Source organism: Ensifer sp. 22460 (assembly GCF_052044935.1).
In the GTDB taxonomy this organism is placed as follows: domain Bacteria; phylum Pseudomonadota; class Alphaproteobacteria; order Rhizobiales; family Rhizobiaceae; genus Ensifer.
In genome coordinates this window covers 197640-222152 of the sequence record NZ_JBQENZ010000005.1, presented here as the reverse complement: position 1 = coordinate 222152, position 24513 = coordinate 197640, and the positions used below count along the sequence as shown (strand labels likewise).

23 protein-coding genes are annotated in these 24513 nt (G+C 62.6%); 10 read left to right on the top strand and 13 right to left on the bottom strand.

Features of this window, described 5'->3' with window-relative positions:
* Positions 1 to 78 precede the first annotated feature (78 nt).
* The 3 genes from ACTJKM_RS08515 to ACTJKM_RS08505 form a co-directional block, all read right to left on the bottom strand.
* On the bottom strand, positions 79 to 846 hold the full coding sequence (locus ACTJKM_RS08515) for a DUF899 family protein (RefSeq protein WP_058329975.1): 768 nt from the start codon (positions 844 to 846) through the stop codon (positions 79 to 81).
* 115 nt (positions 847 to 961) lie between these two features.
* Positions 962 to 2434 carry a ComEC/Rec2 family competence protein gene (locus ACTJKM_RS08510; protein WP_156437196.1) on the bottom strand — a complete coding sequence of 491 codons (1473 nt, stop codon included), beginning with the start codon at positions 2432 to 2434 and terminating at the stop codon, positions 962 to 964.
* A 234-nt stretch (positions 2435 to 2668) separates the two neighbouring features.
* Positions 2669 to 3079 (bottom strand): hypothetical protein, encoded by a 411-nt coding sequence (locus tag ACTJKM_RS08505; protein WP_057255380.1) that lies wholly within the window; start codon positions 3077 to 3079, stop codon positions 2669 to 2671.
* Between the two features lie 340 nt (positions 3080 to 3419).
* On the opposite strand from ACTJKM_RS08505, the gene ACTJKM_RS08500 reads away from it, so the two are divergent.
* From ACTJKM_RS08500 to ACTJKM_RS08480, 5 genes are all read left to right on the top strand, one after another.
* Positions 3420 to 4121: an RNA polymerase sigma factor gene (locus ACTJKM_RS08500; protein WP_058329977.1), complete on the top strand. Its 702-nt coding sequence runs from the start codon at positions 3420 to 3422 to the stop codon at positions 4119 to 4121.
* Between the two features lie 89 nt (positions 4122 to 4210).
* The gene (locus ACTJKM_RS08495) at positions 4211 to 4732 is read left to right on the top strand and encodes a DUF4142 domain-containing protein (RefSeq protein ID WP_058329978.1); all 522 of its coding nucleotides are present in this window, start codon (positions 4211 to 4213) and stop codon (positions 4730 to 4732) included.
* A gap of 53 nt (positions 4733 to 4785) precedes the next feature.
* Positions 4786 to 5055 (top strand): cupredoxin domain-containing protein, encoded by a 270-nt coding sequence (locus ACTJKM_RS08490; RefSeq protein ID WP_058330138.1) that lies wholly within the window; start codon positions 4786 to 4788, stop codon positions 5053 to 5055.
* 175 nt (positions 5056 to 5230) lie between these two features.
* Positions 5231 to 6253 carry an LLM class flavin-dependent oxidoreductase gene (locus tag ACTJKM_RS08485; RefSeq protein ID WP_058329979.1) on the top strand — a complete coding sequence of 341 codons (1023 nt, stop codon included), beginning with the start codon at positions 5231 to 5233 and terminating at the stop codon, positions 6251 to 6253.
* A gap of 148 nt (positions 6254 to 6401) precedes the next feature.
* Complete coding sequence (locus tag ACTJKM_RS08480; RefSeq protein WP_058329980.1) at positions 6402 to 8132, top strand: adenylate/guanylate cyclase domain-containing protein; 1731 nt, start codon at positions 6402 to 6404, stop codon at positions 8130 to 8132.
* Between the two features lie 97 nt (positions 8133 to 8229).
* Here ACTJKM_RS08480 and ACTJKM_RS08475 read toward each other — a convergent pair whose 3' ends face one another.
* The 5 genes from ACTJKM_RS08475 to ACTJKM_RS08455 all read right to left on the bottom strand — a co-directional run bounded on the left by ACTJKM_RS08475 (position 8230) and on the right by ACTJKM_RS08455 (position 12758).
* A complete protein-coding gene (locus ACTJKM_RS08475) occupies positions 8230 to 8607 on the bottom strand; it encodes a hypothetical protein (RefSeq protein WP_057255374.1) in 378 nt (125 codons plus the stop codon).
* Positions 8608 to 8728: 121 nt separating this feature from the next.
* The gene (locus tag ACTJKM_RS08470) at positions 8729 to 9499 is read right to left on the bottom strand and encodes an ABC transporter ATP-binding protein (RefSeq protein ID WP_057255373.1); all 771 of its coding nucleotides are present in this window, start codon (positions 9497 to 9499) and stop codon (positions 8729 to 8731) included.
* A 9-nt stretch (positions 9500 to 9508) separates the two neighbouring features.
* The gene (locus ACTJKM_RS08465) at positions 9509 to 10492 is read right to left on the bottom strand and encodes an ABC transporter substrate-binding protein (RefSeq protein ID WP_058329981.1); all 984 of its coding nucleotides are present in this window, start codon (positions 10490 to 10492) and stop codon (positions 9509 to 9511) included.
* Between the two features lie 40 nt (positions 10493 to 10532).
* On the bottom strand, positions 10533 to 11396 hold the full coding sequence (locus ACTJKM_RS08460; RefSeq protein WP_058329982.1) for an ABC transporter permease: 864 nt from the start codon (positions 11394 to 11396) through the stop codon (positions 10533 to 10535).
* 9 nt (positions 11397 to 11405) lie between these two features.
* Entirely contained in the window at positions 11406 to 12758 is a 1353-nt protein-coding gene (locus tag ACTJKM_RS08455) for an LLM class flavin-dependent oxidoreductase (RefSeq protein ID WP_057255370.1), read from the bottom strand.
* A gap of 561 nt (positions 12759 to 13319) precedes the next feature.
* On the opposite strand from ACTJKM_RS08455, the gene ACTJKM_RS08450 reads away from it, so the two are divergent.
* The 3 genes from ACTJKM_RS08450 to ACTJKM_RS08440 all read left to right on the top strand — a co-directional run bounded on the left by ACTJKM_RS08450 (position 13320) and on the right by ACTJKM_RS08440 (position 16717).
* Entirely contained in the window at positions 13320 to 14681 is a 1362-nt protein-coding gene (locus ACTJKM_RS08450; RefSeq protein ID WP_162764643.1) for a dicarboxylate/amino acid:cation symporter, read from the top strand.
* Between the two features lie 290 nt (positions 14682 to 14971).
* Complete coding sequence (locus ACTJKM_RS08445; RefSeq protein WP_113512086.1) at positions 14972 to 15436, top strand: SRPBCC family protein; 465 nt, start codon at positions 14972 to 14974, stop codon at positions 15434 to 15436.
* A gap of 282 nt (positions 15437 to 15718) precedes the next feature.
* Complete coding sequence (locus ACTJKM_RS08440; protein ID WP_440635925.1) at positions 15719 to 16717, top strand: YeeE/YedE thiosulfate transporter family protein; 999 nt, start codon at positions 15719 to 15721, stop codon at positions 16715 to 16717.
* Between the two features lie 280 nt (positions 16718 to 16997).
* On the opposite strand, the gene ACTJKM_RS08435 is transcribed toward ACTJKM_RS08440, so the two are convergent.
* The 5 genes from ACTJKM_RS08435 to ACTJKM_RS08415 are packed head-to-tail and all read right to left on the bottom strand — an operon-like array spanning position 16998 to position 22423.
* Entirely contained in the window at positions 16998 to 18014 is a 1017-nt protein-coding gene (locus ACTJKM_RS08435; protein ID WP_113512087.1) for an ABC transporter ATP-binding protein, read from the bottom strand.
* Positions 18011 to 19006, bottom strand: coding sequence for an ABC transporter ATP-binding protein (locus ACTJKM_RS08430; protein ID WP_113512089.1), 996 nt, complete (start codon positions 19004 to 19006; stop codon positions 18011 to 18013). The genes ACTJKM_RS08435 and ACTJKM_RS08430 overlap by 4 nt, the downstream gene beginning before the upstream one ends.
* Positions 18999 to 19907: an ABC transporter permease gene (locus tag ACTJKM_RS08425; RefSeq protein WP_057255364.1), complete on the bottom strand. Its 909-nt coding sequence runs from the start codon at positions 19905 to 19907 to the stop codon at positions 18999 to 19001. Before ACTJKM_RS08425 ends, ACTJKM_RS08430 begins: the two co-directional genes overlap by 8 nt.
* Positions 19898 to 20833, bottom strand: a complete 936-nt coding sequence (locus tag ACTJKM_RS08420) for an ABC transporter permease (RefSeq protein WP_057255363.1) — start codon at positions 20831 to 20833, stop codon at positions 19898 to 19900. The genes ACTJKM_RS08425 and ACTJKM_RS08420 overlap by 10 nt, the downstream gene beginning before the upstream one ends.
* 12 nt (positions 20834 to 20845) lie before the next feature.
* Complete coding sequence (locus ACTJKM_RS08415) at positions 20846 to 22423, bottom strand: nickel ABC transporter substrate-binding protein (protein WP_058329989.1); 1578 nt, start codon at positions 22421 to 22423, stop codon at positions 20846 to 20848.
* A gap of 437 nt (positions 22424 to 22860) precedes the next feature.
* Here ACTJKM_RS08415 and ACTJKM_RS08410 point away from each other — a divergent pair, with 437 nt between their 5' ends.
* Together ACTJKM_RS08410 and ACTJKM_RS08405 are read left to right on the top strand one after the other, a co-directional pair.
* Positions 22861 to 23136, top strand: a complete 276-nt coding sequence (locus ACTJKM_RS08410; RefSeq protein ID WP_057255361.1) for a metal-sensing transcriptional repressor — start codon at positions 22861 to 22863, stop codon at positions 23134 to 23136.
* A 54-nt stretch (positions 23137 to 23190) separates the two neighbouring features.
* The gene (locus tag ACTJKM_RS08405) at positions 23191 to 24513 is read left to right on the top strand and encodes an MFS transporter (protein WP_058329990.1); all 1323 of its coding nucleotides are present in this window, start codon (positions 23191 to 23193) and stop codon (positions 24511 to 24513) included.

Below are 24513 nucleotides of genomic sequence, written 5' to 3'. Positions count from 1 at the left end.
ACCCCCGGCGAGCCGCGCGACACCGGCGTTGAATGGATGATGCTGCAAGTCGGGAAGGCAGCGATATACTCCCTCGGGCTAGGTTTGCCGTTCGTCCATCTCCGCCCGATAGGTTTCGGCATCGAATTGTTCGTTGACGTCGGGCCGACCGCCTGGTGTCAGGTCGAGCAGGGTCCACATCGGTTCGACAGTGCCGAGATGCCGCGGATCCTGCCCGGGATCGGCTGGCTCGAACAACAGTTCGGAAGCCCAACTCAGACTGATCAGCCCGTCGTCATCCTTGTGGAATATGGTCAGGATCGGCACCTGCTGCCCATCCTCGCTCTCACCGTGATAGTCGCGCTTGAAGCTGTTGTTGGCGGCCGAAAGCAGCTTCAAATCCCGCCAGCCGCGGTCGGCAGCGAAGGCGGAAACCCTTTCGATCGGCGCCTTCGCGACGGCGGCGATGTTGACGCCGAAGCCTTCGACATGCCGCACAGCGCCCTCCCAATTGTCGAGCAGGGCGGTACAGGAGGGGCACGGCCCATCCTCCAGAGCACAACCTGCCATCGGGCCGCTCCGCGGTCCGGCGCGCCTATCGGAGCGGTGGCGCGGAAACATGTAGTGATAGAGGATCAGGGTGTTGGTGCCCGGTCGAAACAGCTCGGAGAGCCGAACCTTGGCCGCAGAGCCCGTCTCATCAATATGGTCGAACTCATAATCCTCGAGCACACGCCCGCCCGGCGGAAGTGCACGGATTTCCGCGGCGACGCTTTCCATTTCGCGCCTGAGTGCTGCCTCCCGTTGCAACAACCTGTTGCGCGCATCGCGGTAGTTGGGGCTTTCGTTCGGAAAGGTCACGCCCATGGATACCTCCATCAAAGCGGATGTGCAGGCATCATAACATAGTCCGTTGCGCGCCGGGTCGCACCTGACGTGAGTTACCCAATCCGAGCGCACCTTGAAAAGAGGCACGATCGGTCTACGGCGCCGCGGGCGCCGATCGTTTGACGACGCTCTTTTCGAAAACGACATCGCCCGTGGGCGATACGTTGAAGCGATAGGCCTCGTTCATGAACCTCTTGCCGGAATGGGTAAAGGCGAGGACCCGCTCGCCGTCGGTCCGCACATGCGAAATCCCGAAATTCGTGCGCTCGAACGCGAAGACTTTCTTGCTGGCGTCAGCCGGATCCTGCACGTAACCCAGCGTTTTGAAGAATGCGGCCAGCTCCGTGCAGAAAATGATCGCCGGCGTGGTGCGCGCAGCTTTCCCAAGCGCCGCCATCAGCGTCGCGCGGGGGTGGATGTATTCCTTGGCTTCACTCTCATCTCCCGATGAAATCAGCGAAACGACGGCGCCGATTTCCTTGAGAAATTCCATGTCGAAATCGGCAGAGCCATGATGAGGCGCTTTGAGGATTTCCGATCGCAGGGCGGCCGACGGCAAGGCCTCGCGCAGGCGCTGGCTTGCTTCCTGGTTCATGTCCCCGGTGAACATGAACCGCACATTGCCGAACCGCAGCCGAAAATTGATGGAGTGGCCGTTGATCGTGTGCGACGCCGAATAGGCGCCCTGGCCGCTCGCCGCCACGGTGCCGAGCATCAAGTTGGCGTCATCGGGCGGCGACCGCAGAAAGCGCAACGCAGGCTGGCCGCCGACAGTCTCGACGATTGGCCCGAGAATATCGACGGCGATCGACTCATCCTGAAGAAAGTCGAAGGCGCCGGCGGAAAGGTGGTCGATCCGTCGACGCTCGATGCCGTTGCCGGTAACCGTCTGCACCCGCCCCTCCCAGGCGGCAAGCGTGTCGACCCATTTGTTGAAGGGACGATTCCTCTCTTCGCGCGGCACGGCCGCCTGGTCGTCGACGAGGCCGACGATGAATACACGCTCGTCCACCGCTACGGTTTGCCCGAGCAGCTCAGTATCCTTGCGCCGTTTCTGATTGCCGTCTTCGCTCGGCCGTTTGACGATACCGTTGTGATAAACCCGCCTCGGCGCGATGAAGATCCGCTTGCTCGGGCGGCTGTCGGCCTCCGACTTACGCAGTTCCACCAACCCCTCGAAATGGTCGGCATCCCCATGGGTGATCAGGATCAGATCGACCACCAGTGGATCGGTGTCGCTCGTATTCGGGAAGCGGGCGTTGGCGTGACGGGCAAAGAGCTGGTTGTCACCGCCATCGATGAAAATCACCTTGCCTTCAGGGGTCTCCAGGATGAGACCATCACCCTGCTGCACGTCCACCATCGACAGCCGCAGCAAGCCCGTGTCGCGCAGCCTGGTCTCGGCCCGGATGAAGCCTTCGTCGATTTTTCCGCGTGCGCCGAGGATTTCGACACGCATACGACTGCCTTCGGTCGAGAGCACGTTGCAGCGGTCGCCCCAGTAATACTGCCCTTGACTGCCATCGGCACGGCGGAGATTTACGACGTCATCATCAAGATATCGCATGAGCGCCCCCGTCATTGGACAGGGACAGCTTATGGTAGCATTTTGTCATATTCAATCGACAACTCGATCGGTTTCGCGCCAAATCCGGTGGTCGAAGGTTGCCATAACTGGCTGCCCGATTTCACCGCAACCGACCCCCTCCGACGATCATGTCCTGTCGCCGGCATTAAAGACGGGAGGTGAGGGAAGCTTCCGGCTGGCGCCCTGGCTTCCCTGGGGTGAGGCCGATCTAGCTCAGCTAAAGAGCGCCTTCAGTCGCGGCCAGAGGCCGATGGCCGAGCGAACCCGCCGGGCGGCATAGGCAGCACGTACCGAGCTGCCGAAATTGCAATCGCAGACGATGTCGTGCAGTTGGTGGTCCGATATTTCAAAGAACCGTTTTGCTTCGCCGTAGCTGTCATCGGCAAGGCCCACGAGCCGCAATTGCGGATCCTCGAATGCGACGGTCATGGGGGAACCGTTGACCTGCATGGCTTGCCGAACGGCAGCGGTCGCACGTTCGGTACCGGAAAGCGTGCCCAGCCGGCGATCGGGATTGCTTTCCAAGAGTTCGGCCCAACGTTGGAGCCGTTCCGTTCTCGTCATGACGGGAGCGGGACGGATTTCGGCGAGCGCTTGCAATTGTTCAATCGATTGATGCTTCATAGTCGTCTCTCCTGGTCCGAAGATGCGACCTCGGTGTGCGCCCCTCCACACGCAGGTCGCCGCTTCACCAACTCGCCAGCGGGAACCACAGTTCCCTTGCCAATAAAAAAAATATCGTCGACGCGTGCCTCCGCGCGAAGCGCGGTTTTGCCCCCAACTTTCGCTGGCAAAAGTGCCCGAATTCTTCGCCCTCACCCGGCGGAACTACACGCGGCAGGTGCCGAAAACAGCGGGCGCTCGTTTTCAGTATCCGTCCCCCTCAGCGGCGGGTATTCTTTCCTTCAACCGATTGGGAACGATTTTGCCGGATCCGCATCAAACGGTGGTTTGGAGGTGGATGATGAAGGATGTTCTCTTACAAACAACACGAGTCACGCTCGAGCCGGATCGTTTGACGGACTACGATCTCGTCCAGCGCGCCATCGCCAATGATCCCGAGGCGTTCCGCTCCATCATGCGCCGGCACAATCAGCGGCTCTTCCGCATCGCACGCGCCGTGGTCCGCAACGACAGCATCGCCGAGGATGTGGTGCAGGAGGCCTATCTTCGCGCCTTCGAACACTTGGAAACGTTTCGCGGTGATGCCAGCCTCGCCACCTGGCTTCATCGCGTGGTGCTCAACGAGGCGCTCGGACGTCTGCGCAAATCGTCCACCCGGCGGGAGGTTCCACTGTTAACCGAGCCGGCGAGTGCCCACATCGTGCCGTTTCCCAACGCGGCAAGCTCGGAGGATCCGGAACGCGCCCTTGCCCAACGGCAGATACTGCGTCTGGTGGAAGAGGCGACAGACGCGCTGCCGGAAGCGTTTCGCCTGGTCTTTACCGCCCGCGTCATAGAGGCCATGAGCGTCGAGGAAACCGCCGCCCTGCTTGGCATCAAGCCGGAAACGGTCAGAAGCCGCCTGCACCGCGCCCGCCAGCTCCTGCGCCAGCATATCGACCGCAAGATCGGACCTGTGCTGATGAATGCCTTCCCCTTCGCCGGTCGCCGTTGCGAAAGGCTGACGGCGGCCGTCATGAGCCGGCTCGGGCTCGTCGGGTGAATTTTCGGGAACCTTCGTCCGTGGCGCGCATCCAATGGGTGTCATCCACCGAGACCGGCGGCAACGCTCTGCCGGAGAGGAGTACCCAAATGTATGCCCGCCTGACCTCCGCCTTCGCCCTCGCCTGCCTCATCAGTGGCGCCAGCCTTGCGGCAGGGAGCACGATCAGCGATCCGCAGATCGCCCATATTGCCTACACCGCCGGCGCCATCGATATCGAGGCGGCCAAGCAAGCCCTGAAAATCTCCAAGGACAAGGATGTCATCGCCTTCGCCAACGACATGCTGCGCGACCACGAGGCGGTGAACAAGCAGGCCCTCGATCTCGTCAAGAAGCTCAAGGTGAAGCCCGAAGACAACGACACCAGCCGCGCACTCACGAAGGCAGCAACGGAAGAGCGCGAAAAGCTGGCGAAACTGAGCGGCACCGACTTCGACAAGGCCTATGTCGCCAACGAGGTTGCCTACCACAAGCAGGTCAACGGCGCGCTCGAAACCCTGCTGATCCCGTCAGCGAAGAATGCCGAACTCAAGGATCTGCTGGAGACCGGCCTCAAGCTGTTTCAGGGCCACCAGCAACATGCCGAGCATGTCGCTGCCATGATGAAGTAGGCTGCGCCGTGATCTCGAAACTGAGCCTTGGTGCTCTTTGCGGTCTGGTCCTGATGCTGGCCGGACCGCCGGTGCGGGCCGAAACCATCCGGGTCACGATCGAAAAGCTCGTCTTTTCGCCCGCCGAGATCAGCGCTGTCGTAGGCGACGTGATCGAATGGCAGAACAAGGACGTCATGGCGCACACGGCAACGGCCAAGGACGGTTTCGACGTCGTGATACCGCCCAAAAAGACAGCGACGCTCACCGTCACCAAGGCCGGCGTCTTCGATTACTATTGTCGCTTTCATCCGAACATGAAGGCGCGCCTGCAAGTGCGGTAAAAGCGGAGGGCCCTCTTTTGCGGTTGGGGTGAGCGGGCCCCACTCCCGGCCACGACGGCGGCGCAACATCATCAGAGCGCGCCGCCGTTCACGGCGAAGTCACCGAACGCCGTCTGTATCCAAAACCGGAATCATGCGATGAAGCGGTCTGTTTCATTCGACGGGCGGCACGAGCATGAAGAAGATCGGTTTTCTTTCCTTCGGACACTGGACACCTTCGCCTCAGTCGCAGACGCGATCGGCGGCCGACGCATTACTGCAGTCGATCGATCTCGCCGTCGCGGCCGAGGAACTGGGCGCTGACGGCGCCTATTTCCGGGTCCATCACTTCGCCCGCCAGCTCGCCTCGCCGTTCCCGCTCTTGGCGGCGGTCGGCGCCAAGACCAGCCGGATCGAGATCGGCACCGCCGTCATCGACATGCGCTACGAAAACCCGCTCTACATGGCCGAGGATGCGGGTGCCGCCGACCTCATCGCCGGCGGACGCCTGCAGCTTGGCATCAGCCGCGGCTCGCCGGAACAGGTGATCGACGGCTGGCGCCACTTCGGCTACCAGCCGGCCGAAGGCGAAACAGAAAGCGACATGGCAAGACGGCATGCGGAGGTTCTGCTCGACGTCCTGCGCGGCGAAGGTTTCGCTGCGCCCAACCCGCGGCCGATGTTCCCCAATCCTCCCGGCCTGCTGCGCGTCGAACCACACTCCGCAGGGCTTAGGGAGCGCATCTGGTGGGGCGCCAGCTCAAACGCCACCGCTGTCTGGGCTGCGAAACTCGGCATGAACCTGCAGAGCTCGACGCTGAAGGACGATGAGACCGGCCTGCCGTTCCATGTCCAGCAGGCGGACCAGATTCGCGCCTACCGGGAAGCGTGGAAGGCGGTTGGTCACACGCGCGAGCCGCGCGTATCCGTCAGCCGCAGCATCTTCGCGCTAGTGGATGATCGCGACCGCGTCTACTTCGGCGGCGGAAACCAGCACGAGGACAAGATCGGTTTCATCGACGACAAGACGCGGGCGATCTTCGGGCGCAGCTACGCCGCCGAACCGCATGTTCTCATAGAGCAATTGGCCAAGGACGAAGCGATAGCGGAAGCCGACACGCTGCTGTTGACCGTTCCGAACCAGCTCGGCGTCGACTACAACGCCCATGTGATCGAGGCGATCCTGAAGCACGTCGCACCCGCTCTCGGCTGGCGCTAAGGCCGGCAGCCCGCCTCGGCGGAAGCAGGCAGGATTGTCGCGATTGGAGCTCCGATTGCCGACGATCGAGCCCATAAGCATTCCCTCATAGACATTTCCGGCGGACGTCCTACAATTCCGTGCACCCCATTCTGCGGAAGGGCGCGATATGGCTGAAGAACGCGCTCAACGGCGTCTCGCCGCTATCGTGGCTGCCGATGTCGTCGGTTACAGCCGCCTCGTCGAACTGGACGAAGGCGGTACACTTGCGGCGTTGAAAGAACGCCGCAAGCAGATTCTCGATCCCCTTGTCCGCGAGCACAACGGCCGCATCGTCAAGACGATGGGCGATGGTGTGCTGGTGGAGTTTGCCAGTGCCGTGAATGCAGTCAGCTGTGCGATCGACATTCAGAAGGGCATGGCAACAGCCAATCAGGGCCTTGCCGACGACCGCCGAATTCTTCTGCGCGTCGGCATCAATCTCGGCGATGTCGTCGTCGAAAGCGGCGATCTCTACGGCGACGGCGTCATTGTCGCCGCGCGGCTTCAGACCATGGCTGGTCCCGGCGAAATCTACGTCTCCGGCAACATTTACGACCAGGTGCGGCGGCGCCTCTTTTGCGATTTCGACGCGCTTGGCCCCCACGCGATCAAGAACATAGTCGAGCCGGTTTCTCTCTATCGCATCAGCACGGCGACCTTGAGCCAAGGCAGCGGCGCCAAGGCCTCCTTGCCGTTGCCCATCAAGCCCTCCATCGCCGTCCTTCCCTTCACCAATATGAGCAACGAGCCGGAGCAGGAGGTCTTCGTCGACGGCTTGACCGAAGACCTGATCACCGACCTCTCCAGGGCCGGCGGGCTGTTCGTCATCGCCAGCAATTCGGTTTTCGCCTACAAGGGCCGGCATGAGGATGTGCGCCGCATCGCGCGCGAACTCGGCGTTCGCTACGTGCTGGAAGGCAGTGCCCGACGGGCGGCCGGTCGTGTTCGCATCAACGCCCAACTGATCGACGCCTTGCAGGGCGATCACCTGTGGGCGGAGAGGTTTGACCGCAGCCTGGAGGATATGTTCGCCGTTCAGGACGAAGTGACGAGCAGGATCGTCGAAGCCCTGGTCGGGCGCCTAACTGACGCACCGGCCCGGAACCGCCCATCGAACCTGAAAGCCTATGACTATTGCGTCCGGGCGCGCACGCTCGGTCTGCAGACCGCAGGGGCAGCCAGAGAGGCGATCTTTCTTCTCGAGCGGGCGCTCGCATTCGATCCGGACTATGCTGAGGCGCACCGGCTCCTGGCACTGAACCTCTGGCTGAGCTGGGAATTCTGGGACCAGCCGATCGTTCCCTATCGGCAACGCGCCGTCAGCGAGGCGCAGAATGCGGTAGCGCTCGACCCCAACGACGCCGGGAACCGCTGGGTCCTGGGCATCATTCTCGGTCACGAGTGCCGCTGGGAGGAATCCGACGCCGAATTCGACCTGGCGCTGACGCTTGATCCGAACCATGCCGACGCCTGGGCGATGCGCTCCGACCTTATCGTCCTTTGTGGTCGACCGGCACAAGCGATCGAACACGTTCACAAAGCGCTCCGGCTCAACCCGCATCCGCCGGGCTGGTACTACTGGATGCTTGGGCAAGCGCAATACGCCATTCGCGACTACGAGGCCGCGGTCCAGACCTTGCGCCACCCGGAAACCTACCGGGCGACATCGCGCCGCCTGCTTGCTGCCAGTCTGGCGCGGCTCGGTCGCCTGGACGAGGCACGGACCGAAGCGCAATTGTTTTTGATGAACAATCCGAACTTCACGATCGGCCAATGGGCCGCATCGCAACCGTTCCGGGACGAGACGATGCGGCAGCACTTCGTGGAAGGCTACCGCCTGCTGGACCTGCCCGAATAGGCGGCCCCGTTCGCCAGGCGCGCCGACCGACAGACGCGTGAGATCGCTATCTCACGCGTCACCTACGGGCACCGTCGCTGGGGTCACGGCAACAGACTTAAGGAACCTGTGGCGGATGCGCGACGCCGAGATAATAGTCGCCCTCGCCGCCGCTCTGATACTCACCCGTGTAGCGCTGGCGGGCGTCGCCCAATGTGCGTGCCGGCGGGCGATAGACGTAGCCCGGCGCTGGATCCATATAGATACTGCCTGTTGGCATCGGATCGACATAGACCGCCCCTGGCGCCGGCTCCACATAGACAGGCCCAGGTGCGGGCTCGAGATAATACGGACCCGTCGACATCAACCTATTCTGGGTGCCTGGCGGATTGTGCGGATCGATACCAGTATAAAAGCCGTTGGCCAGCACCGGACCAGCTGCCCCACTCAAGGCAAAGACGATTGCGGCGAATGACATCCTCTTGGAAACTCTCATAGCGTTGCTCCTGTCTCGGCTTCGCATCCGGCCCCGCGCAGGAGGCCCAGCAGGCTGCGCCTCCTGTCGGATGCTGCCCGAGAGATAAACGCCTGATCGCTGCAACCGTTCCGCCGCAGCCTCAATGCAGACCGAAGAGATTGAGCAGTTCTTCGCGGTGGCGGACAAATTCGGGCGCGCTGCGATCGCGGGGTCGCGGCAGATCGATCTCGATCAGCCTTGGTTCGCCACCCTTCTCGCGTGGCAGGATCAGGATACGGTCGGCGAGGTAGATCGCCTCCTCGAGATCATGGGTGACGAGAACGGTCGTCACATCCTCATCCCGCCAGATCCGTGCCAGTTCCTGCTGCATGCTGATCTTTGTCATGGCGTCGAGCGCGCCGAGCGGCTCGTCGAGAAGCAGGATTTCGGGCTGGACCGCCAGCGCACGAGCAATGCCGACGCGCTGCGCCATGCCGCCGGACAGTTGCCGGGGATAGGCGCTTTCAAACTGCTGCAGGCCGACGAGCTGGACATAGCGTCGTGCCCGGTGCCTCGCCTCGCCGCGCGAGAGGCCCTGCGTCTCCAGCCCGAAGCCGACATTGTCGAGCACCGTCAGCCAAGGCAGCAACCTCGGCTCCTGGAAGATCACCGCGCGGTCGGTGCCGACGCCTTTCGTCAGCTTGCCGTCGATCAGCACCTCTCCGGCATCCGGATCCTCGAGCCCTGCCAGAACCCGCAGCAAGGTCGTCTTGCCGGAACCGCTGGCGCCGACGATCGCGAGCGTCTCACCTGAGCGGATGTTGAGGTTGATATCCCTGAGAACGGGCAATGGCGCGCCGTTCAGGCGGTAGGACTTGGAGAGATGGCGGATCGCCACCTCTCCACGACGAAGGTTCTGGGCAACGCTCATGGCCGGTCCTCAGTTGCTGGCCGATGCGCCGTCGACGGCGAAGAGCACGTCCTTTGGCGTCAGCTGGCCTTCCTTGAGCTTGCCTTCACGCACCAGAACGTCGATCCAGAACTGAAGGTCACGCTCGACGGGCAGGCCGCCCGCCCGCACGCCGTAGCCACGGAAATACTGGGCGATGTCAGGATTTTCGCCACGCGCTTGCAATGCCTTTGCGAGGATTTCCTTGGTTTCCTCGGGATGCTCACGCGCGTAGTCCAGCGCACGGGCCGACTGCAGGACGAAGGTCTTGGCGGCTTCCGGATGTTCGTTGATGAAATCCCGGCGCAGCACGACGAAGCCTCCGGCAATCTCGCCGAGCACATCGGTGTCGTCGAAGATCGCACGCAGACCACCCTTCTTGCGGGCTGCCCCTTCGAAGGTCGTCTGCCAGTAGCCGAAAGCGGAAATATCCACCTGGCCGGAGCGCAGAACCTGCTCCAGCTGCGGACCGGGGACGACAACCTGGTTGGCGGCGTCTGTCGGCAACCCGACCGAATGCAGGGCTTCGCGGATCGTATAGTCGAGATGGGCGCCCAGCGTGTTGACGGCAATGCTCTTGCCGGCGATGTCCTTGATGCTCTTGATGGGGCTGTCTTCGAGCACGTAGAAGATCGACTGCACCTCGTCATTGATGCCGTTCGAGGGATAGGCGGCGACGAAGTCGTTGCCGCTGATGATCGAATTCAGGACGGCGGACGTCGCGGCACCGCCGATCTCGACGTCGCCCGAGGCCAGCGCGATCAGCGAGGCCGGGCCGCCCGTGGCGTAGCCGACGCTCTCGATCGTGATGCCGGTGCCCTCGAAGTATCCGAGTTCCTGGGCAAGCTCGTGCGCCGACAGGCCACCCTGGCTCGCGAGATAGCGCAGCTTCACGTCATCGGCCGCGGCCGCCGGTGCGACAAGGCCGAGGGTGATTGCAGCAGACAGAAGAAGGTTGCGGGCATGGAAGGTCATATCGATATCCTTTCGAAGGAGAAATCTGGCAAAGAAACGATCAGGCGTTGGGTTGCGACCAGCGGCAGAGGTTGCGCTGGAGCAGAACGAGCAGCGCGTTGGCGGCGAGCCCGAGCAGGGCGAGCAACAGGATCGCCGCGAACATCAGCGGGATCTGAAAGTTGTATTGGGCGTTCATGACCTGGAAGCCGATGCCCTTGTTGGCGCCGATCATCTCGGCGGCGATCAACAGCAGAAGCGCCGTGGTGGCCGAGAGGCGCAGGCCTACGAAAATCGCCGGCACCGAGGCAGGCAGCACCACGCGGCGGAACACGGTGAGCGGTCCGGCACCGTAGGTTCGGGCCATCTCGATCAGCTTCTTGTCGACCTCTTTGACGCCGCCGATCGTCGAAAGCAGGATCGGAAACAGCGTCGCCCAGAAGATCACGAAAACCTTTGAGGTCTCGCCGAGGCCGAGCAGCAGGATGAAGACCGGATAGAGCGCCAGGGCCGAGGTCTGGCGAAAGAGCTGCAGGATCGGGTCGAGCGCCTGTTCGACAAGCCGTACCTGGCCCATGAACAGGCCGAGCGGGATGCCGACTACGACAGCGGCCGCAAAGGCGATGCCCGATCGCTGCAGGCTGATGGCGATATCGTCCAGTAGCGCGCCGCTGGCAAGACCGCCCCACAGCGCGGACAGGATCACATCGAGAGGCGGAAAGACCGCTGGATTGACCCAGCCAAGCGTGCTGGAAAGTTGCCAGAAGGCGAGAAACCCGAGTACGACGCCATAGCGTGCGACGATCGAGCCAAGCAGGGCGCGCCAGCGGGAAACGATGGCCGGGACGGCTGTAGAGACCTGACCGTCAGCGCGGCCGAGACCAAAGCTCGCTGCAAGCGACGTGTTGACGTGTTCGTAGGACATGATCGCACCTCACTCTGCTGCCTGAACGGCCGATCGCACGTCGGCCCAGCGGTTGACGGGAATGGGCAGACCGAGATTTTCCCGGAGCGTCCGACCCTCATAGGCCGTGCGGAAAAGGCCGCGACGCTGCAGTTCCGGGACCACCAGCTCGACAAAGTCGTCAAGCGCCGTCGGAAACCAGGGCGGCAGGATGTTGAAGCCATCGGCCGCTTCGTTTTCGAACCACTCCTGCAGGGTGTCGGCGATCTGTTCTGCCGTTCCGACGATCGTGTAGTGGCCGCGCGCTGACGCAATCCATTGATAGAGCTGGCGAATGCTGAAGTTGTTTTCGTCGGCGATCTGGCGGATCAGCGCCTGCCGGCTCTTCATGCCCTCGGTTGGCGGTGCCGGCGGCAGCGGCCCATCGAGATCGTAGCCATGGAGATCGAGCGTGCCGCCGGTCAGGCCATTGAGCAGGCCGATGCCATCCTCCTCGACGATGAGCGAGGTCAGGCGATCGTACTTTTCGCGCGCTTCGGCCTCCGTTCTGCCGACGAAGGGGGAGACCCCGGGCATGACCAGAATGTGGTCCGGGTTGCGGCCGAGACCGCGCGCACGTGCCTTGATGTCGCGATAAAATTCCTGCGCCGTCTCAATGTGCTGGTGCGCAGTGAAGATCACCTCAGCCGTCGCGGCCGCCAGCCCGCGACCGTCGTCGGACTGGCCCGCCTGGACGATGACAGGATGCCCTTGCGGAGAGCGCGAGATGTTGAGCGGGCCGCGCACCTTGAAATGTTCGCCGCGATGGTCGGTATCGTGCAGCTTCGCCGGGTCGTAGAAGATGCCCGTTTGCTTGTCGCGAATGAACGCATCGTCCTCGAAGCTGTCCCAGAGCTTCGTGACCACGTCGACATGCTCGGCCGCGCGCCGATAGCGTTCGGCATGCGGAAGCTGCGTCTCGCGGTTGAAGTTCTGCGCCGTCGCATCGCCCGTTGTCGTCACCACATTCCATCCGGCGCGGCCGCCGGAAATGAGATCGAGCGAAGCGAATTTGCGTGCCGTGGTGTAGGGCTCTTCATAGGTCGTCGACGAGGTCGCGATGAAGCCGAGATGGGTGGTGAGCGGCGCCAGCGCCGAAAACAGGGTCACCGGCTCGAAGCCCGCCACCCGGGCGTTTCCGCCCTCGCGCGCCCCGCCGAAGCCGATCGCCAGCCCATCTGCCAGGAAATAGGCGTCGAACAGACCGCGTTCCGCCGTCAGCGCCAGTTGCTTGTGAAATTCGAAACTGGTCGCCCCGTCGGCCGGCTGGTCGGGGTGGCGCCAGGCGGCGATATGCTGTCCGCCACCGGGAAGAAATGCTCCAAGCCGGATCCTGCGTGTCATCTCAATCCTCTCCTCTTCTCGCTGCAAATTCTTGGGCGTCAAGCGCCTCAGCGGCACGGATGAAGGGCTGTCTGCGACCAGACCCACGACCTTGGCTGCCAGAAAGACAGGCTACATTATCCATAATGTTTATAGAGAAAGGGTATTTCCCGTGCGCCCGAGGCAAGTGAAAAGATTTTCGACACAGGCGCAGAAAGCGAGATCAATCGCCGTGTACCGGGGGACTGAGAGCTTGGGAGAGAAAGGCTGGGTGCGCCGTGACTTGTTGCGAGGCGAGCGCGGTGAGCCGAGCAATCCTGAGGACTCTCCACGGCTGTGGCCACAGCCTGGAACGCGCGATATCGCCGCAGCGAATACCGCTTCGGCCGAAATACCGTCGCTCCGCGAGACCCGGGCGGTGCCTGGACAATCAGCCAATCGCACCGGGGAAATTATTCTACTCTGAGTGGTTTTCGAGCCAAAGGGTTTCTTATCCTGAATCGGGCACTCGACTATTTTTTGGGCGCTTGCGGCGGCCTTTGCCAAAAATGCGGCCACCGCCATCCAATGAGAGTAGAAGACGTGTCCCAAGCAACCATCAAATCTCCCCCGAAACCGATTTACGCCTCCTTCGGCTTTCAAGTCCTCGCGGCCATGGTGATCGGCCTGCTGCTCGGCCTCGTCGCCCGCAACATGGGCGTCGATGCCAGCGGCAACGCCAACTGGCTGACGGTAACCCTGCAGACGATCGGTTCGATCTTCGTCCAGCTTTTGCGCGCCCTCGTGCCGCCGCTCGTCTTCACCGCCATCGTCGCCTCGATCGCCAATCTGGCGACGCTGCAGAATGCCGCGAAACTCGTCTGGCAGACGCTGCTCTGGTTCGCGATCACATCGCTGATTGCCGTCGTCATCGGCATCGCCCTCGGACTGATCCTTCAGCCGGGCGTCGGCTCTGCCGTTTCGCAGGAAGCCGCCAAGGCGCCCTCCTACTCCGGCTCGTGGCTTGATTTCCTGAAGGGCCTGGTGCCCGCCAACGTGCTCGGCCTCGAAGCCAGCACCAAGGTCACCGACACGGGTGCTACCACCTCGCTCAATTTCAACGTCTTGCAGATCCTCGTCGTTTCGATCGCCGTCGGTGCCGCTGCGCTGAAGGTCGGTGATGCCGCCAAGCCGTTCCTCGCCTTCAACCAGTCGCTGCTCGCCATCGTCCGCAAGATCCTCTGGTGGGTCATCCGCCTGACTCCGATCGGCACGATCGGCCTGCTCGGCCGCGCCGTCGCCCAATATGGCTGGGAAACGCTGGCGCAACTCGGCTGGTATGCCGCGGCTGTCTATATCGGCCTTGCGATCGTGCTCTTCGTCGTCTACCCGGCGCTGCTCATCGGCCACGGCCTGAAGCCGTCGCGCTTCTTTGCCGGCGCCTGGCCGGCGATCCAGCTCGCCTTCGTCTCCCGTTCTTCCGTAGGCACCCTGCCCGTCACCGAAACGGTGACCGAAAAGAGCCTCGGCGTTCCCCGCGAATACGCCGCCTTCGCCGTACCGCTCGGCGCGACCACCAAAATGGACGGCTGCGCCGCGATCTACCCGGCCATCTCGGCGATCTTCATCGCGCAGTTCTTCGGGCTGCCACTCGGCATCCAGGAATATGTGCTGATCGTCTTCGTCTCTGTACTCGGCTCCGCCGCCACCGCCGGCCTCACCGGCGCGACCGTCATGCTGACGCTGACGCTCTCGACGCTCGGTCTGCCGCTCGAAGGCGTCGGCCTGCTGCTCGCCATCGACCCGATCCTCGACATGGGCCGCACGGCGGTCAACGTCGCCGGCCAGGCACTGGTGCCGACGATCGTCTCCAAGCGCGAGGGCATTCTCGACGAGACCGCCTACAACGGCGACAAGGTCGTCGATGACCTTGAGCCGCTCGTGGCTGCGGCACGCGCGGCCTAGCGCTCCAAAAACTGACCATGCGGGCTACGACGGCCCGCAAGTGCCCGCTCGGCAAGGTGCGCAGCCACCATCAACTCAAACGTACCCGACCTGCGAGACACCTATTTGCAGCGGGCCGCAAAATCCCCCTTTCGCCGATCAAGCAGAGCTTGCACAAGCGAGCCGAGCAGTGTCTCTTCTATCGAGACTTATTGAGTGCTTGGCCGGATCGCGTACGCTGGCGGGCCCTGCGCTTTGCTCAGGCATCGCCGCCGGCGTGCTGCGTCCTCTGGCTATGAAGAGGACCGGCGATGTCTCTCACCGAGTTTCATCTCATCACCCAATGGACCATCGATGCTCCGGTCGAAGACGTGTGGCGGGAGCTGAGCACCCCGGAGGCCTGGCCGGAATGGTGGTCATCGGTCAAGCGGGTTTCCCTGCTGCGCGAGGGAGACGAACACGGCGTGGGCGCGGTTCGCCGGCTGGAATGGGTGACGGCCCTGCCCTATGAACTGATCTTCAACGTGGAGACGGTGCGGGTCGAGCCGCTGTCGCTCATCGAAGGCAGGGCCTCAGGGGAGCTTGACGGCATCGGCCGATGGACGCTTGAGCGCGAAGGCCCCCGCTGCCGGGTGCGCTACGACTGGATCGTCCAGGTCACCAAGCCCTGGATGATCACGCTCTCATTCATCCTGAAGCCCATCTTCCGTTGGAACCATGGGGTGGTCATGGAGCGTGGCCGGCGCGGTCTCGTGCGTCGCCTCGCCCGCGTCTAAACGCTATTTTGAGCACACCTTTTCCCAAAGACAGGAAGAGCACAGCCCGCCCGGGCGACGCCAAGGTCGGGGCGGAGGCAACTGGCTAAACGGCAATGGTCTGGCTTGAAGTCGCCCGGGGGGATCGCCCGCTCTTCCGAAGCGATCGTTCGCATCGAAACCACCGAAGTGCTGTCCGCCCAAAAAGATTTGAGGCACAATTGCGCGCCCGCCGGAGCGGGAGAACCTCACTGTTGGGGTCGCTGAAATGTCAGCGACGGCGATCAATATGAATCTCTGGATGTGTCCGAAACTGGAGCAGGACGCGAGTCCGTTTGCCAAATGAGTGAATTTCTCCTTAACATATCAGGCACGGGCCCTGTCGCCACTAGCTTGGAGATCTGGGTAAGTATGGCCTTGATCGGGGCGCTCGGATTTGTTCTCGGCTTCGCCATGAATCGTGGATCGATCTGCACCGTCATCGCCACGAAGGAGTTGGTATCGGACAAGAGGCCGGCACGTTTCATCGCTCTGGTCGAATGCGCCGTCTGGGCGGCCCTCGTCTACGCAATCCTCGAAACGGCACCGATGATGCAGGAGGGCTGGTCGCCACTCGGCTACCTCGTTCTCGCAGCCATTTTGCTTGGGATCGGCAGCTATGTGAACGGCGCTTGTGTGTTCGGGTCCGTTGGGCATATCGGAAATGGCGAAATCGGATTCGCATTCACGTTTCTCGGGATCTATGCGGTCCTCTACATTGAATCCTTGTTTGATCTGCTTTCGGATCAGCCGCCGATAAGTGCTCCCCCGCCGCTGGAGGCGGCGCTTCTCGCGCTTGCATTGTTGGCGATCATGGCTCTGAGGCTCGGCGTTTCACGCAGATCCGAGTCAAACTTCCGGCGGCTGACGATAGCGATGGGAGCGATCGGCATCACCTCTACGGTCCTGACGCTTCTTGCGCCCGGGTTCTCAATCACCGCATCGGTCGGAGCGATCGCTTCGATACCTGTCGCGGGAGCCGTGATTTCGGTCTGCATGTTCGGCGGCAGCCTCGTTTCCGCAAGACTTCGGAAGCATGGATTCATGCTGAAGCGGCCGACAGTGAAGACCATAGTCAAGAGAACGCTTGCGGGCATCCTTATGGGACTGGGTGCACTACTCATTCCCGGTGGGAACGACACGCTGCTGCTGATTGGTCTGCCCGCAGGGGCCTGGCAGGCGGCGCTCGCCTACGTGCTGTTCGTTGCGACGCTTGCCGCGCTCATTGTCAAAATCGGTTCGGTGGCAAAACCTTGGTCATGACGCTGCTACACCGACAAGATGCTTGTCCGCCTCTAGAGCATCCCGCCTTCAAGTGGAAGCACAGAACGCGGATAAGATCCTCTAGAATCAAAGTGCTAGTGCGTCCATGTTGATCGCGTCCGCGACACCGCGGTGCGGTCCACACGTCTATCCGAACAAAAAAAGGCCCCGCTCGATGGCGGGGCAGGCGCGCATCCCCAGCTTAAAGGATGCGAGGGAACTTGGGATTCGAAGCAGGCAACGTCCGGACCGGTGGCTCTGAGGCGAGCCGCTCCCGGCTCTATGGCGCCGACATCTCCTGTTGAACGAGAGCCGTTCGATTGCCGCGGTGGAGGTCCGCGGCGAAAGTGCAGGCCGCCGTATGCCCCGGCGCAAGCACCCGGGATGGCGGCAGCGCCTTAGCGCAATCGTCGACGGCAAGAGGGCAACGGGTTCGGAACCGGCAGCCCGACGGCGGGTTTGTCGGACTGGGAACTTCGCCGATCATCAACGGTCCCCTGCGGTGCTTCTCGATCCGCGGATCCACCTCGGGCGCCGATGCCAGCAGCATCTGCGAATAGGGGTGGCTCGGACGGTCATAAAGCTCCTTTGACGAGCCATGCTCGACGATCCTGCCGAGATACATGACGTAGACACGCGACGCCGCCTGCCGCACCAGCGCAAGATCATGGGCAATGAACAGGCATGCCACGCCCAGATCCTTCTGCAGCCGCAGGAAGAGGTTCATCACCTGTGCACGGATCGAGAGATCGAGCGCGCTCACCGGTTCATCGCAGATCAACACGCGCGGGTTCACGGCAAGCGATCTGGCAATCGCCACGCGCTGGCGCTGACCGCCCGAGAGCTCGCGCGTGTGACGGTCCCTGACCGCGGATGCGAGGCCCACCTGATCCAGGAGCTCCTTGGTGCGGCGATCCCGCTCCTCCGGCGATCGGGTGCCGGCGATCACCAGCGCTTCGTCGATCGCCTCGCCCACGGTCTGTCGATCGTTCAGAGACGAATAGGGATCCTGGAAGACGTATTGCAGCGCCCGGCGGCTGTCGCGCAGGGCGGCCCCGGAGAGAGCGCTGAGATCGACGCCGTCGAGCAGCACGCGGCCGCTGCTTGCCTTCTCGAGCCCGACGATGGTGCGCCCGAGGGTCGACTTGCCGCAGCCGGATTCGCCGACCAACCCGACGATCTCGCCCGGATAGAGTTCGATCGAGACATCGTCGACGGCATGGACAAATTTGCCCCGCTGAACGCTCTTGAAGCGCGTCTGCAGGTTTTCAACTTTAAGAACAGGTGCTTGTGTCATGCGGCAGCCTTTCCTTGATTGACGACAGGGCAAGCCACGAGAACCGCGCTGTCGTCCGACCGGACCAACGGAGGGCGGCTGTTGCTGCATGCAGGGACGGCGAGTTCGCAGCGCGGCGCAAGAGCGCAGCCTTTGATCGGTGCACCGAGCGTCGGCGGAATGCCGGGAAGCCCCCGGAACTCCGATCCGATTGGGTCCTCTCGCCGCGGTATCGCGTTGATCAGGCCCTGCGTGTAGGGGTGACGCGGGCTCACCAGCACCTTGTCCACCGGACCGCATTCGGCAGCGCGCGCCGCATACATGACGACGATGTTGTCGGCTGCACCCGCGACCACGCCCATGTCGTGGGTAATCAGCACCATCGCCATGTTCAGCCGACGCTGCACGTCCTTGAGCAGCCGCAGGATCTGCGCCTGAACCGTCACGTCGAGTGCGGTCGTCGGCTCGTCGGCAATCAGGAGCTTCGGCTCGCCGGCAAGCGCAATGGCAATGACGATGCGTTGCCGCAAGCCGCCGGAGAGCTCGTGCGGATATTGCCGAAGCCGTGCCACCGGGTCGGAGATGCCGACGAGTTTTACAAGTTCCAACGCACGCGCTTCCGCGGCCCTCGGCGTCATGTCGAGATGCAGTTCGGCCATCTCGGCGATCTGCCGCCCGATCCGGCGTACCGGATTGAGCGCGCTCATCGGGTCCTGAAAGATGAAACCGACGGACTTGCCGCGCAGTTTCTGGATCTCAGCCTCGGGCAGGCCGATCAGCTCGCGACCCTCGAGCTTGACGGAGCCGGAGAGCATCGTCGTCACGCCTGTTGGCATCAGCCCGAGCGGCGCGAAATTCATCACCGTCTTGCCGCTACCGCTTTCGCCGACGATGGCAAGACATTCGCCTTGCCGGACCGAATAGCTGACGCCGTCGACCGGGCGTACTGCCGATTTCTCGGTCAGCAGGTTGACCGTCAGGTTCCTGACCTCAAGGAGCGGTTCGTCATGCATCGGAATTCTCCTTGCCCCAGCTTGCGACCTCGGCCCGACGGATTGCGAGCATGCGCCGTGTCAGCGGTTTCGGAATGCGGTTGAGCGCGATGGATTCCCCGAGCGTGTTGAAGCCGATGACGGCGGCTGTGAGGGCGAGGCCCGGCAGCAGCACCTGGCGCGGGTCGGATTCGAGATAGGGCAGCGCATCCACGAGCATCTGCCCCCATTCCGGCGTCGGCGGCTGGATGCCGAGGCCGAGGAAGCTCAGCGTCGCGACCGCGAGCGCAGCCGTGCCGGCGTCTGCCGTCGCATAGACCATCACCGCACCGATCGTCCCTGGCAGAAGGTGACCGAAGTAGATGCGCCAGGGGCTGGCGCCCAGCACCCGCAAGGCCTCGATATGCGGCTTGCTCATGATGCTGACGGCGACCGCCCGGCTGATGCGGCCGCTCATCGGCCACCAGGCAAGCGCCAGTGCCAGCACCATGGTCCAGTATCCGGGGCCGACGATGCCGATGACGGCGAGCGAGATGATCAGGCTCGGAATGGAGAGACCGACATCGACGACGCGCATCAAGAGGTCATCGACCCAGCCGCGATGATAGCCGGCGATCGTTCCGAGCAGGATGCCGATGGTCATCGCGACGCCGAGAACCGAGCCCACGCTGACGAGCGAAGTGTTTGCGGCGATGATCAACCGGCTGAAGGTATCGCGTCCGAGGTGGTCGGTTCCGAGCCAGTGAGCGGCGGACGGACCAAGTCCGGCATCGAGCAGGCTCTGGGTGCTCGGATCCTGGGGTGCAAGCCAGGGCGCGAAGGTGCCGAGAGCAACGAATAGGCCGATGGTGATCAGTGCCGCGCGCGGCATCTTGTTCAATCGGGCAAAAATGGGATTGAGCATGTTCATGGTCAGCTCCATTGGCGACGAATGCGCGGATCGGTCAGCAGGACTGCCAGATCGACGATCAGGTTCACCACGATGAAGAAAGTGAGGAAGATGAGCAGGCACGCCTGCACCACCATGAAATCGCGGAAGCGCACGCCGGCGAGGAAATAATCTCCCAGGCCCTGCCAGGCGAACAGCGGTTCGACGATGATGGCGGTCGCGGTCATCAAACCGACCTGGGTGCCGAGCGCGTTGATGAAGAGGGGTGTGATGTTGGGCAACGCCTCACGGAACAAGATGGCGGTGCGGCCGAGGCCCTTGCTTTTCGCGGTCAGAACGAAGGGACTCGTCATCGCCTCTTCCAGACCCACCCGCACGACACGACTGAGAACGGCAGCCGGCAGAACGGCGACGGTGAGCCATGGCAGGATCCAGCTTTTCGGACCATTGAAACCGAACGATGGCAGGAGCTGGAAGGTGACGGAGAAGGCGTAGATCATCAGCGCGCCGACGAAGAACGTCGGGGTCGATGCGCCGAGGAGCGCCAGACCGCGCGAAACGCGATCCGGCAATTTGTAGGGCCAGAAGGCACCGAGGAACCCCAAGGCCAGGCTGATGAGGGTGGCGATCACGGCCGAGCCCGCAATCAGCGTTCCCGTCACGAACATACGGTTCGCGAGGTCCGCGCTGACGTTCGTTCCCGTTCTGTAGGAGATGCCGAAATCTCCGCGAACCGCATCGCCCAGCCAATCCACGTAGCGCATCAGCAATGGCTTATGCAGTCCTATCTCTTCGGCAACCTGTTCGACGTAACCCGGTGTTGCGACCGCCCCGCGAAGCTCGGCAATCAAGACTGCAACATTACCGGGTGCCGAAACCACGAGGGTGAAGCAAACAAGGGACGCCATGAACAAAAGGACCAGGGAATGCTTCAGCCGCTTGCTGATGAAGTGGATCAAGGTACCCTCCTCTTACTCGGCCAGCAGAACGTTTTCGTAGGGCATGTCGTATTCGGTGACCGGGCTCGAAAAGCCGTGGACCCGCTTGGAATGCGCCCAGATGCTCGGCACGTAGACCAGCGGCGCAATCGCGTCGTTGTCCCTGAGCCAGTCGTAGACCTTCTGGATAGTCGGCTGAATCTGGTCCCCCGTTGCCGCCATCGCCGCGTTGATCAATGGATCCAGATTAACCGGATCGGTGACCAGCTTGCCCTCGACGTCATTGTGGAAGGTCGACAGGCACAGCCCCACGATCGAGCCGAATGGATCGTATGGCGCGCCGTAGGTCAGGAAGAAGCCGAGGTCATACTTCTGCTCCAGCATGTCGGTGTGCTTGGAGGCATGGTCGACCGAACGGATCACCAGGTCGATGCCGATCTCCTTCATCTCGGACTGGATGACTTCGGCAATGACGCGCGATCCCGGCACGGCGTCCGGGCTGACGACCAGTTCGAGCGTCAGCGGCTTGCCGTCCTTGGACCTTATGGGGCTTCCCGTCCAGCCGGCCTTTTCGAGCAGGGCCGAGGCGGCCGCCGCATCGCGAACCGGTGCATCACTCTGCGTTCCAGCATAGGGCAAAGCGCTGGAGAACATATTGCCGGCGGGCTTGGCGTAGCCGTGGTAGAGCACCTTGGAGATCGCCGCGCGATCGATGCCGATGCTGACGGCCCTTCGCACCGCCGGATCCTTGAGCGCCTCGGCGCGGTCCGGATTATAGGCCATCACCAGCGTGACATTGCCCGGATCGACGACGACATTGAAGCCGGCCGCCTCAAGCTGCTTGCCTTCTTCCGGAGTGAGCGGCGCGATCCAGAAGCCGCCGATCAGGTCAAGCTCGCCGGCACGCAGCGCTGCAACCCGCGACCGTGCATCGGGGACGACCTTGGCTTCAAGGCGTTCATAGGATGGCAACTCGCCCCAGTAACCTTCGTGATGCTCGAAGACGCTCTGCGTATCGTCGGCGCTGATCTGACGCCACGGCCCGGTGCCCACAGGCTCCTTGAACTTGCCATCAGCGCCAACCGATTTGGGCGAAAGAAAGCGCGTCGGCCGGGTGTAGGAAAGCTCCTGCATCAGCGCGAGAACCGGCTCCTTGAAATGCAGGGTGACGTGGTAGTCGTCGACCACCTCAAGCGACTGGAAGTGTTTTGAGCAATTCATCCAGCTGAACTGGTCGAGCCCCATCCAGCGCTCGAGATTCCATTTGCACGAGGCAGCATCGAACTTGGTGCCGTCCTGAAACGTGACGCCCTGGCGCAACGTCAGATGCAGTGTTTTTCCACCGTCCTCGATCTTCCAGTCGGTCGCCAGGCAGGGTTCGATCTGGCCGCCCTTGCCGTATTTCACGAGCGGTTCGAACATCAGATCCTGGATCGCCCAGATCGCATAGTGGCTTTGCGGATCCAGATTGCCGGCAGGCTTGGCGATGGCGACCCGAAGCGTGCCGGCTGCACCCTGCGCATAGGCGATTTTCGACAAGGCACCCTGTGCGATGGCCAAGCCGATAGCGCCGGCCGCCCCTTGCAGGAACGTACGTCTCTTCATTGACATGAATTTCTCCTCCTTGTGGGCGCTCCTCGCGCCGTCAATACAAGCGGCCTCCACACCGTTTTGTATAGACAAAAGAACTGTCTCATGTATGCAATCTTGCGTCAATATCGTATTTTAGATTGTAGGCATTTTGAACCTTGAGTGAAAAGCCACCAGGTCCTGGCGCATCGAAGCTGGCAAGAAATCTCCCGCTTCTCGGCTCATCTGATCAAAGGGTGGATGCGGCGGCGGGAATTGATCAGCCAAAGTGGCCTTCTCCGCTTGAAATCTCCGAAGATTGCCGGATTCAAATTGTATGCAATATGAAGACAGCTACTTCACTTGTCGTTGCGTTCGCGCGAGTTGAATAGCGCCAAGGCGATACCCGCACCTGAGGGGCAGCGCTATCTCCGCAAGCATCCCTTGATACATCCCCTCCAGGGGGATAGGTTACGAGCATGAGCGAACACAGACACGATACCCACTCCGAGATCGTCAAGCGACTAAAGCGCGCCGAAGGGCACCTGAAGAGCGTCATTGCCATGATCGAGGGCGGCCGCCCCTGCCTCGACATCGCCCAGCAGCTCCACGCGGTGGAGAAGGCGATCAGCCAGGCGAAACGAACCCTGATCCAGGATCATCTGGACCATTGCCTGGAAGACACGATCGGTGCGCTTCCGCGTGATCAGCGCCACTCCATCGACGAGTTCAAGGCGATCACAAAGTATCTCTGAACGACCACGCCCGCCCCGACTGCAACCGCCACCGAACGAGCGAGCCCAAACATCATGCTGCAGATCCTCGCAAACCGCACGTACCGCCATCTGTTCCTTGCGCAGGTGATCGCGCTGGTCGGAACCGGTCTTGCGACCGTTGCGCTCGGGCTTCTCGCCTATGATCTGGCAGGCGCCGAGGCGGGCGTCGTCCTGGGCACGGCACTCGCGATCAAGATGATCGCCTATGTCGGCGTGGCGCCGATCGCCGCCGCCTTTGCGGAGCGGCTTCCGCGTCGCGCGATGCTCGTCTGCCTCGATCTGGTGCGCGCCGCCGTCGCACTCTTCCTGCCGTTCGTGACCGAGATCTGGCAGGTCTATGTGCTGATCTTCGTGCTGCAGTCGGCGTCGGCCGCCTTTACCCCCACCTTCCAGGCAACGATTCCGGATGTGCTGCCGGATGAAAGGGAATACACACGCGCCCTGTCGCTCTCGCGGCTTGCCTATGACCTCGAGAGCGTCGCAAGCCCGATGCTCGCCGCAGCGCTGCTCACCGTCGTCAATTTCCACAACCTGTTTGCCGGCACGGTCATTGGCTTCCTCGCCTCCGCTGCACTCGTCGTCTCGGTCGCGCTTCCAAGTCCGAAGGCGACGGAACGGCGCGGCATCTACGACCGGACGACGCGGGGCTTGCGCATCTATCTGGCAACGCCGCGGCTCAGGGGACTGCTCGCGCTCAACCTCGCGGTCTCGGCTGCCGGATCGATGGTCATCGTCAACACGGTGGTCTTGGTCCAGGCCAAATTCGGGCTCACCCAGACTGACACAGCCATCGCACTCGCTGCCTTTGGCGGCGGCTCGATGATCGCGGCGCTGCTGTTGCCCCGCCTGCTCGACAGGACACCGGATCGCGTCGCCATGTTTTCGGGTGCAGCGGTCCTCACCGCCGGCCTGTTCATCGGCGCTCTTGTCCCAAGTTTCGTTTCGCTGCTGCCGCTGTGGCTCGCCATCGGTCTCGGCTATTCGCTGGCACAGACACCATCCGGCCGGCTGCTGCGCCGCTCGGCGCAACCGGAAGACAGGCCCGCGCTCTTTGCCGCGCAGTTTGCCCTTTCGCATGCCTGCTGGCTGATCACCTATCCGCTTGCCGGCTGGCTCGGTGCGACGGCCGGGCTCACGCCAACCTTTGCAGCGCTTGGCCTCATCGCTGCAGGCGCCATCGTCGCGGCGGCCCGGCTCTGGCCGGCGCAGGATCCGGACGAAATCGAGCACGTTCATCACGAGCTTGCCGACGGCCACCCTCATCTTGCAGGTGCCACGCGCGTCGGCAGCGGTCACCGGCACACCCATGTGTTTGTGATCGACAGCCATCACCCAGACTGGCCGGCCGAGCGATAG